The 7,521-nt window shown below is 59.1% G+C and carries 9 protein-coding genes and 1 pseudogene; 6 read left to right on the plus strand and 4 right to left on the minus strand.

Annotated elements, in window-relative coordinates; all coding sequences use genetic code 11:
* Nucleotides 1-51: 51 nt before the first annotated feature.
* The 3 genes from glpK to BW970_RS13810 all read right to left on the minus strand — a co-directional run bounded on the left by glpK (nucleotide 52) and on the right by BW970_RS13810 (nucleotide 3,854).
* Entirely contained in the window at nucleotides 52-1,536 is a 1,485-nt protein-coding gene (glpK, locus tag BW970_RS13800) for a glycerol kinase GlpK (RefSeq protein WP_076532297.1), read from the minus strand.
* Between the two features lie 160 nt (nucleotides 1,537-1,696).
* Nucleotides 1,697-3,274 (minus strand): glycerol-3-phosphate dehydrogenase, encoded by a 1,578-nt coding sequence (gene glpD / locus BW970_RS13805; RefSeq protein ID WP_076532384.1) that lies wholly within the window; start codon nucleotides 3,272-3,274, stop codon nucleotides 1,697-1,699.
* Nucleotides 3,275-3,500: 226 nt separating this feature from the next.
* Entirely contained in the window at nucleotides 3,501-3,854 is a 354-nt protein-coding gene (locus tag BW970_RS13810) for a YigZ family protein (RefSeq protein WP_076532299.1), read from the minus strand.
* A gap of 535 nt (nucleotides 3,855-4,389) precedes the next feature.
* Between BW970_RS13810 and BW970_RS13815 the strand changes: the two genes are divergently transcribed.
* From BW970_RS13815 to BW970_RS21335, 4 genes and pseudogenes are all read left to right on the plus strand, one after another.
* On the plus strand, nucleotides 4,390-5,148 hold the full coding sequence (locus BW970_RS13815; protein WP_076532301.1) for a hypothetical protein: 759 nt from the start codon (nucleotides 4,390-4,392) through the stop codon (nucleotides 5,146-5,148).
* Nucleotides 5,145-5,681: a hypothetical protein gene (locus tag BW970_RS13820; RefSeq protein WP_144038952.1), complete on the plus strand. Its 537-nt coding sequence runs from the start codon at nucleotides 5,145-5,147 to the stop codon at nucleotides 5,679-5,681. Before BW970_RS13815 ends, BW970_RS13820 begins: the two co-directional genes overlap by 4 nt.
* On the plus strand, nucleotides 5,681-6,247 hold the full coding sequence (locus tag BW970_RS13825; RefSeq protein WP_076532304.1) for a hypothetical protein: 567 nt from the start codon (nucleotides 5,681-5,683) through the stop codon (nucleotides 6,245-6,247). The genes BW970_RS13820 and BW970_RS13825 overlap by 1 nt, the downstream gene beginning before the upstream one ends.
* Nucleotides 6,248-6,367: 120 nt before the next feature.
* Nucleotides 6,368-6,515 (plus strand): annotated as a pseudogene (locus BW970_RS21335) (IS5/IS1182 family transposase); the annotation flags it as partial.
* A 191-nt stretch (nucleotides 6,516-6,706) separates the two neighbouring features.
* Here BW970_RS21335 and BW970_RS21245 read toward each other — a convergent pair.
* Nucleotides 6,707-6,829, minus strand: a complete 123-nt coding sequence (locus BW970_RS21245) for a hypothetical protein (protein ID WP_268235100.1) — start codon at nucleotides 6,827-6,829, stop codon at nucleotides 6,707-6,709.
* Nucleotides 6,830-6,972: 143 nt separating this feature from the next.
* On the opposite strand from BW970_RS21245, the gene BW970_RS13830 reads away from it, so the two are divergent.
* Both BW970_RS13830 and BW970_RS13835 read left to right on the plus strand, forming a co-directional pair.
* Nucleotides 6,973-7,161: a type II toxin-antitoxin system HicA family toxin gene (locus tag BW970_RS13830; RefSeq protein WP_188475563.1), complete on the plus strand. Its 189-nt coding sequence runs from the start codon at nucleotides 6,973-6,975 to the stop codon at nucleotides 7,159-7,161.
* 49 nt (nucleotides 7,162-7,210) lie between these two features.
* Nucleotides 7,211-7,521 (plus strand): type II toxin-antitoxin system HicB family antitoxin (locus BW970_RS13835; RefSeq protein ID WP_076532308.1); only part of this gene is annotated, 311 nt, incomplete at its 3' end.

Raw genomic sequence — 7,521 nt, forward strand, 5'->3', positions numbered from 1 at the left:
GGGATCGGCCACACAGTCCGCCGACGCCTTGGCCCAGGCGCCATGTGGCAGTCAGAAGGCCATCGTCGCCGCCACGGCGCGTTGCCAGCGGGCATAGGCAGCATCCCGTGTCGCTGCCGGCATCCGGGGCTCGAACCGGCGGTCCAGCTCCCAAAGCCGGGCAAAATCTTCCGGGCCGCCGCAGACCCCGGCGCCATGGCCCGCCAGCCAGGCAGCCCCAAGCGCAGTGGTTTCGGTAATGGTGGGACGATCCACCGGGGCACCGGTGATATCGGCCAGAAACTGCATCGTCCAATCGCTGGCCGCCATGCCGCCATCCACCCGCAGCACCCCCTGGGCGGTCGCGCCCCAATCGGCCCGCATCGCGTCCAGCAGATCGCGGGTCTGATAGCCAACGCTTTCCAGCGCGGCGCGGGCCAGTTCGGCGGGGCCAGAGTTGCGCGTCAGGCCAAAGATCGCCCCGCGCGACTCTGGCTGCCAGTACGGAGCACCCAGACCAGTGAAGGCAGGCACCATCACAACGCCTTGCGCAGGGTCGGCAGCCGCCGCCAGTGGCTGGGTCTCTGCCGCGTCGCGGATCAGCCGCAGCCCGTCACGCAGCCATTGCACCACGGCGCCAGCGACAAAGATCGACCCTTCCAGCGCATAGGTCGTCTGGCCGTTCAGCCGATACGCAATGGTTGTCAGCAACTGATGCGACGAAGCAACCTGCCGGGTTCCGGTGTTCAACAGCGCAAAACACCCGGTGCCGTAGGTGGATTTCATCATGCCGGGGCGGAAACACGCCTGGCCCATCGTTGCCGCCTGCTGATCGCCCGCAACGCCAAAGATGGGAATCGGGCTGCCAAACAGATCTGCCCGTGTCGTGCCAAAGGCAGCGGCGCAGTCCTTCACCTCGGGCAACACGGAGGCAGGAATATCCAGCAGGCCACAAATCTCGGCGTCCCAGGCACCCTGGCCGATATCATACAACATCGTGCGCGAGGCATTCGTAACATCCGTCGCGTGCACCTTGCCGCCGGTCAGATTCCAGATCAGCCAGCTATCGACCGTCCCGAAGGCAAGTTCGCCACGCTGGGCCCGTTCGCGGGCACCAGGAACATGGTCAAGCAGCCAGGACAGCTTCGTCCCGGAAAAATAGGGATCCAGCCGCAGACCCGTGCGCGCGCGGATCAGCGCCTCATGCCCGGCCTGCCGCAAATCGGCACAGCGCCCGGCTGTGCGACGGTCTTGCCAGACGATGGCCGCGTGCAACGGCCTGCCGGTCGCCCGATCCCACAGCAGGGTGGTCTCGCGCTGATTGGTGATGCCGATGGCGGCGATGTCATGGACGCCGGTGCCCGCGCGTTCGATCGCGGCACGCGCCGTGGCTGCGACACTGGACCACAGATCCATGGGATCATGCTCTACCCAGCCGGGCGCCGGAAAATGCTGCGCAAACTCCTGCTGTGCCTGGGCGACAGGCCGCAATGCCGCGTCGAACAGGATTGATCGGGAAGAGGTGGTTCCCTGGTCAATGGCAAGGATATGGGTCATCGGCGCCTCCGTTGCGACACGGGCAGTCTAACGCGGGACAGCCGCCGGATGCATCCAGCATCCGGCACGAACGATCAGCCGGGCGGTGGGCTTTCGGCCCGCTCAGGCCCGTTGCAGGCACGTCACCCCCTGAAGGCATCTGGATCAGCGCACAGGGCGATCACTCGGACTGCATCCAGGAGCCAAGCGCCGCAATCTGACCGGGCAGCAGACGCAGGCCAAGGCGGGTGCGTCGCCAGACAACATCGTCTGCGGTATGCGCCCATTCGTGTCGCATCAACCAACGCACCTCGGCCTCGGTCAGGGTGGCGCCGAAGTCGCGCCCGAGATCGGCAAACGACCCGGCCGTGCCCAGCAGCGCAAAGCTGTCGGTTCCATAATGGCGGATCAGACGCGCGGCATGATCGGCCCCCAGCCAGGGATATGTCGCGTGCAGACGGGCGATCAGCGCCGGAACGCCGTCATGGGCAAAATCGCCGCCCGGCAGTGGCACGCCTGCGGTCCAGTTGCCGCGCAAACCGGGATACAGGGGCGAAAGTTTCGTCAGGGCCGATTCAGCGAGCCGCCGATAGGTGGTGATCTTGCCGCCAAACACATTCAACAGCGCTGCACCGCCTGGATGCTCAAGCTGTAGAACGTAGTCCCGCGTTGCCGCAGTGGCAGAGCTTGCACCGTCATCATAGAGCGGACGGACACCGGAATACGTCCACACGACATCTGCGGCGCTGAGCGGGCGCGCGAAATAGGTCGACGCAAAGGCAAGAAGATAGTCTCGTTCTGCCGCCGAGCAACGCGCATCGGACGGGGTGCCGGTGTGATCCTGATCCGTGGTCCCGATCAGCGTGAAATCCTGCTCGTAAGGAATGGCAAAGATGATCCGCCCGTCCCGACCCTGAAAGAAATAGCTGCGGTCATGGTCAAACAACCGCCGGGTCACGATATGGCTGCCGCGCACCAGACGAATGGTCGTGGGCCTGTCTTCACGAACGACGTCGTGCAGGATGTTCTGCACCCATGGCCCGCCGGCATTGACCAGCGTGCGGGCCCGGTGAACGCTGCGCCCGTCGGGACCGCTCGTTTCGATCCGCCAGATACCATCTTCGGGGACGGCACTGGTCACGCGGGTGCGGGTCAGGATATGTGCGCCGCGCAGGGCAGCGTCGCGCGCGTTGAGAACGACCAGACGGGAATCCTGCACCCAGCAGTCCGAATATTCGAACGCCTTGGTGAACTCCGGGCGCAAGGCACGGCCCGCAGGATCCTGGCGCAGGTCGAGTGTACGGGTGGCAGGCAGGATGCGCCGCCCCCCCATCCGATCATACATCATCAGGCCCAGTCGGATCATCCAGTCCGGGCGGCGCCCCTTCATCCAGGGCAGAAGCCGGGCCATCAATCGGCTGGCAGGGGTATCGGTGTCAAACCGCATGGTCGGATGCAGCGGCAACACGAATCGCATTGGCCAACTGATATGCGGCATCGCTGTCAGCAGGGTCTCGCGTTCTTCCAGCGCCTCGCGAACCAGGCGGAATTCGAAGTATTCCAGATACCGCAACCCGCCATGGAAAAGCTTGGTGGAGGCAGAGGACGTGCCCTGCGCCAGATCTGCCTGTTCGGCCAGCACGACAGACAGCCCACGGCCCGCCGCATCCCGTGCGATACCGCATCCATTGATCCCGCCGCCGATGATGAACACATCAATCAGGTCGGGCAGTGTCCGGTGCTGCACAATGGCCTCCATCGCTTTGCGCATAATGGTTGAATATTTTCGTTTTGTAAAACTTTTAACTCGCTTTCACGCGATTTTGGGCGCCTCCGCACGAGAAATCGCGCCCTGCCGCAGGCCGGTATCACCTGCGGTGACGGGCGGCAGTGCCCGACTCTGGCAAAGCGCGCCAGGTTGCAGGCCGGTGCTGTCGGATAGGTTGCGGAACGGCGGCACGCCGATGGTTGCGACGAGAACCGCCCTAGGTTGAACGCGACTCCAGATAGATCCGCACGGCATCCTGAACATGACGAAAGCGATCGCCTCCAAGATGTTTGCCACCATACCAGCGAGTCACAACGATGATGTGGTTGCGCAGTCCGGCCGACTCGAGCATCCGCAGGATGATCGCCCCGGCGCCGGATTCCCCATCGTCGTTCTTGGACGGCCCCTCCGCCAGAAGCACCCCCCACGTGTTGTGGGTCGCCTTGGCGAATTTCTTGTTGCGCTTCAGGGTCTTGATAAAATCTTTCGCATCGGCCTCGGACGCACAAGGACCGCCCGACACGGCGTAGCGCGATCCACGATCAGAGATGATGCCTTCAAAGATCTGCATGGCCCCTATCCAACAGGCAGGGCATAGCAAGTGGTCGGGGCGGAGGGATTCGAACTCTCGACCTACGGTACCCAAAACCATTGCCGCCCCATGAATTTGCAGGACTTTCCTGCAAATTGGCTACGCGCGGGGCTGTTTGGCGTCAATGGCTTATGGGGGCGGTGCAAACCGGAAATCACAAAAATTCGGTGGCGGCCGGGCCAGATCGCAATCTCACCGCCTCGGCATCTTGAACGCACCGGGCGCCCAATAGACCTCGACACGCGGATGGGTCAGCCCACAGGTCTGGCACCGCATTTTCCCTTCGGCCTCTGGCGTGACGCCGCCAATGGCACATTTGGGCTGGCAGCGCGAGGGATGTGCTTGTTGGACGCCGGCCAACTGTGGGCATAAGTTGTTCAATTGAAGAGGCTTGGGCGGCGCGCTCCACCGACGGTTAGAAAAACTGCTTGTACTTATGACGAAGGCAACGCACAAAAAGGGTTGGAAAAAAGGTTGAGCGTTCATATGTGACTCTCAGCCAGCCGAGGAAGACATGACTGATTTTTCAGCACAATCCGTTCAGTTTGCTTGGTTCGTAGTGGACACTTCCACAATGATGGCTGACACGCTGATGAAGGGCATCCTCGCGCTTGACGCTGACACTGTACAATCGAACCGCGTTCCCAGCCCACAGATGCCCTTCTTGAGTTCCGCCACTCGCGTTGAGGGGAAGCTGAAGTATACCTTAAACGTGTCGCCAGGAAGGGTTGATCTGTTCATTCAGCCTGCGGCCGACCCGACCGATGGGCTGTTCCCGATGATGGATGCGCAACATGCGTTCGCTTCAGTGATCGGCGGGCTCGAACGTAAGGGGTCGCTGAGCTTACCAAATGTCTACCGATTTGCTGTTGTTTGTGCGTTCCTCGATGCTGCGGCAGGCCTTGAGGATGCTAATGTGGCTTTCTTCAAAAAAGTTGGATTGCCTTATTTGGCGGGAGCAACAGACCAGGATTTCAGTCTCAACTTGCGCAAGTCGATTGATGAGCCAAGGGTTGAAATGAATAGATTGGTTCGCTACTCGGTAGATTTGGTTCAGCAATTGGAAATGATTGCACCTGCATCCGGGTTCGCCAATCTTAGTAACAGTAGACTCATAAGAGAATTGTATTTCTTGCGCTCCACAATCGATGTGAACAACGTGCCCACGAATTCAGTATTTTTTGATGGCTGTCAGGTTCTGGCGATGGCAAAGGCGTTTACAGAAGAGGCGGCTAACCTTCATCGGATGCGCAATATTGGTGAGCTGGCATGACTGAGCAAGAGAGAAATTCATCGTCGGCAAACAGCGTAAGGCTGATGCCAGTTTCCTATTCTTCTGCCCAAGTCTTTCAACCTCGAACCTGGATTATGAACGATAATAGGGATGCGGCAGACCTGATGTCGGTGAACGGCACCATCCGACCGCGCAGCAACTGGGAGACGCATTTGTTTGATCAAGTCAACCAGCTAGTATTCCAGATGACGCGTATGCCGGATGGACATGATTTTCACTTGGATGCAAATGTAGCGAGGAGGGCTGCCGACCTCCTTGGGGCGATACAGGCGAATAGCAGACTCGACGCCCCTCGTGTAATTAACGAGGAGGGAGACACAATTCTTTTTACCTGGGAAGAATTTGGCCTGAAGAAGTATCTATGCATTGACAATGAAGAAGTTGAGTTGCGCATAAGGAAGCCAGGCACACAATTTTCTACTTCCGAGCCCCTGACGCATGACGGCCATGTCGATATTTCTGTTTTGCTGAATGCTCTTGGCGCAGAGGTAAGGTCTGGTTCGGTTCGATAATGCTCCCTTACGACATCTTCGCTCGCACAATGGAAACGCCTAAAGACTTTAAAGATGACAGGCTGGATCGTGAAAACTTCCTAAAGTTCGATCAAATCGGGAAAAGCAACGATTATGTGATGTCGGTCGCGTCTCGCTTCCAGTTGTGCGAGCCTAGTCAAGTGCATGAATATGGGGAAGCTACGGTTGCGGTAAAGAACAACCGTTACCTCGCACTGAATGGCGTTTTTCCAGACCCGATGAAGCGCTATATTGGATTTTATGATTTCTATGCCAAGTCTGCCCTAGACTTGAAGCTTACTACCTACACGTCGATGATAAAGTATAGGCCTGAGCACGGGCAGACTGCTCATTTTCAGGTTGAAATTTATTGGAATGGCTTGGGAAGCTCGAGAGATAGGAAAGAGTGTCGACGCCAAATGCGTGAGGCAATCTCTGACGGGTGCTTTGGCCCTACTGTGTCGCCGGAAGTAATCGACGACGAAAATCTGGCTGGGCCGATAGCGGCTCTTGAACGACGTCAGCAGCCTGTGCGTAGGCTTTTTTCTGCTGCCTGCATGACATAGACGCAGTTTTGTTGCGGAAACCCCAGGAGGGAATCATCTGGTAAAGGCAAAATGGTAGCTGGGCATAATGAGCGGATCAACCTCGCCGCACTACACGATCAAAAACTGTCCAGTCTATAGCTCAAGCGACAGGCCTCGCTTGCGATCTACTTTGACTCCGAGATGATCTGGGATACCACGCAGACCTTCAGGCGCGGTCGCCAGCAGACACAAAACAATGCTGCCATCCAGTTGCTTTTCAATGAGGGTGTTGTTCGACATGGTACTCACGCGCGATTGGAATGTCTCGGCTCTCACCATTGCAATTGCCGCTCACTGCGCAGTGCGTCGATCCATATGGTGTGCATGAACGGCCGCTATCGCCGGTTTGCTGCGCCTACGATGCCGTAACATCACAGGCCACTTCCCGCCCATTCGCCCGAGGATTGATCATCTCACCCTCGGGCGAATCGCCATCCGCTACCTCACCCCCCACCTCGCAAACACGGCCCCTGACAGCCCGAATGCGGCCACGACCGCTCCGATCAGCACCTCGATGTTGATCGTGAGCGTGGTGCCGTCGGCGGCGATTCTGGAAATCACGAATGATCTGATTCGAGATACATGTGGTCACCCACAGGCTGCCTGCACCGGCAAATGCCCCACCAAATTACACACATATTTGCGCATTTCTCTTGACGCTAGGCGCGCATATGTGTATTTATATACACATGAAAGGAGGGGCGATGGAGCTAGAGACCAACTCCAGAAAGCTCTTGAAGGTTCTGAAAGACGCCGGTTTCGAGGAAGTGTCCAAGCGCGGATCACACCTCAAGCTTCGGAAAGGGGATCGAACGGTGATCCTGCCCCACCCGAAGAAAGACCTGCCAGCCGGAACCGTCAGGAGCATTTACCAGCAGGCCGGGCTTCTTTAGCCCGGCCAACCATCGCCCCTTCAGCCCTTCAACCACATGGACCCTGACCATGCGCTACTACACCGCTATCGTTCACCAGGACGGAAACAGCGCCTTTGGCCTGACATTCCCCGACCTGCCCGGCTGCTTTGCCGCTGCCGATGACTGGAACGGCATTCCTGCCGCCGCGACCGAGGCGCTTGACCTCTGGTTCGACGATCAACCAAACGTTGCCCCCGCGCCGCTGGATGAAATCCGGCAGCGCGCCGATGTGATCGCAGCGATCGCCGCCGGAGCGGTTCTGCTGCCGGTGCCCTACATTCCGGCCGACACGGCGCTGGAGCGCGTCAACGTTTCGATGGAGCGCGGCCTACTGCGGGC

Source organism: Gemmobacter megaterium (assembly GCF_900156815.1).
Classification (GTDB): domain Bacteria; phylum Pseudomonadota; class Alphaproteobacteria; order Rhodobacterales; family Rhodobacteraceae; genus Wagnerdoeblera; species Wagnerdoeblera megaterium.

Coding starts and splice junctions, on each gene's coding strand:
- glpK (WP_076532297.1), bottom strand. CDS start 1,536: ATGACCCATATCCTTGCCATTGACCAGGGAACCACCTCTTCCCGATCA.
- glpD (WP_076532384.1), bottom strand. CDS start 3,274: ATGGAGGCCATTGTGCAGCACCGGACACTGCCCGACCTGATTGATGTG.
- BW970_RS13810 (WP_076532299.1), bottom strand. CDS start 3,854: ATGCAGATCTTTGAAGGCATCATCTCTGATCGTGGATCGCGCTACGCC.
- BW970_RS13815 (WP_076532301.1), top strand. CDS start 4,390: ATGACTGATTTTTCAGCACAATCCGTTCAGTTTGCTTGGTTCGTAGTG.
- BW970_RS13820 (WP_144038952.1), top strand. CDS start 5,145: ATGACTGAGCAAGAGAGAAATTCATCGTCGGCAAACAGCGTAAGGCTG.
- BW970_RS13825 (WP_076532304.1), top strand. CDS start 5,681: ATGCTCCCTTACGACATCTTCGCTCGCACAATGGAAACGCCTAAAGAC.
- BW970_RS13830 (WP_188475563.1), top strand. CDS start 6,973: ATGGAGCTAGAGACCAACTCCAGAAAGCTCTTGAAGGTTCTGAAAGAC.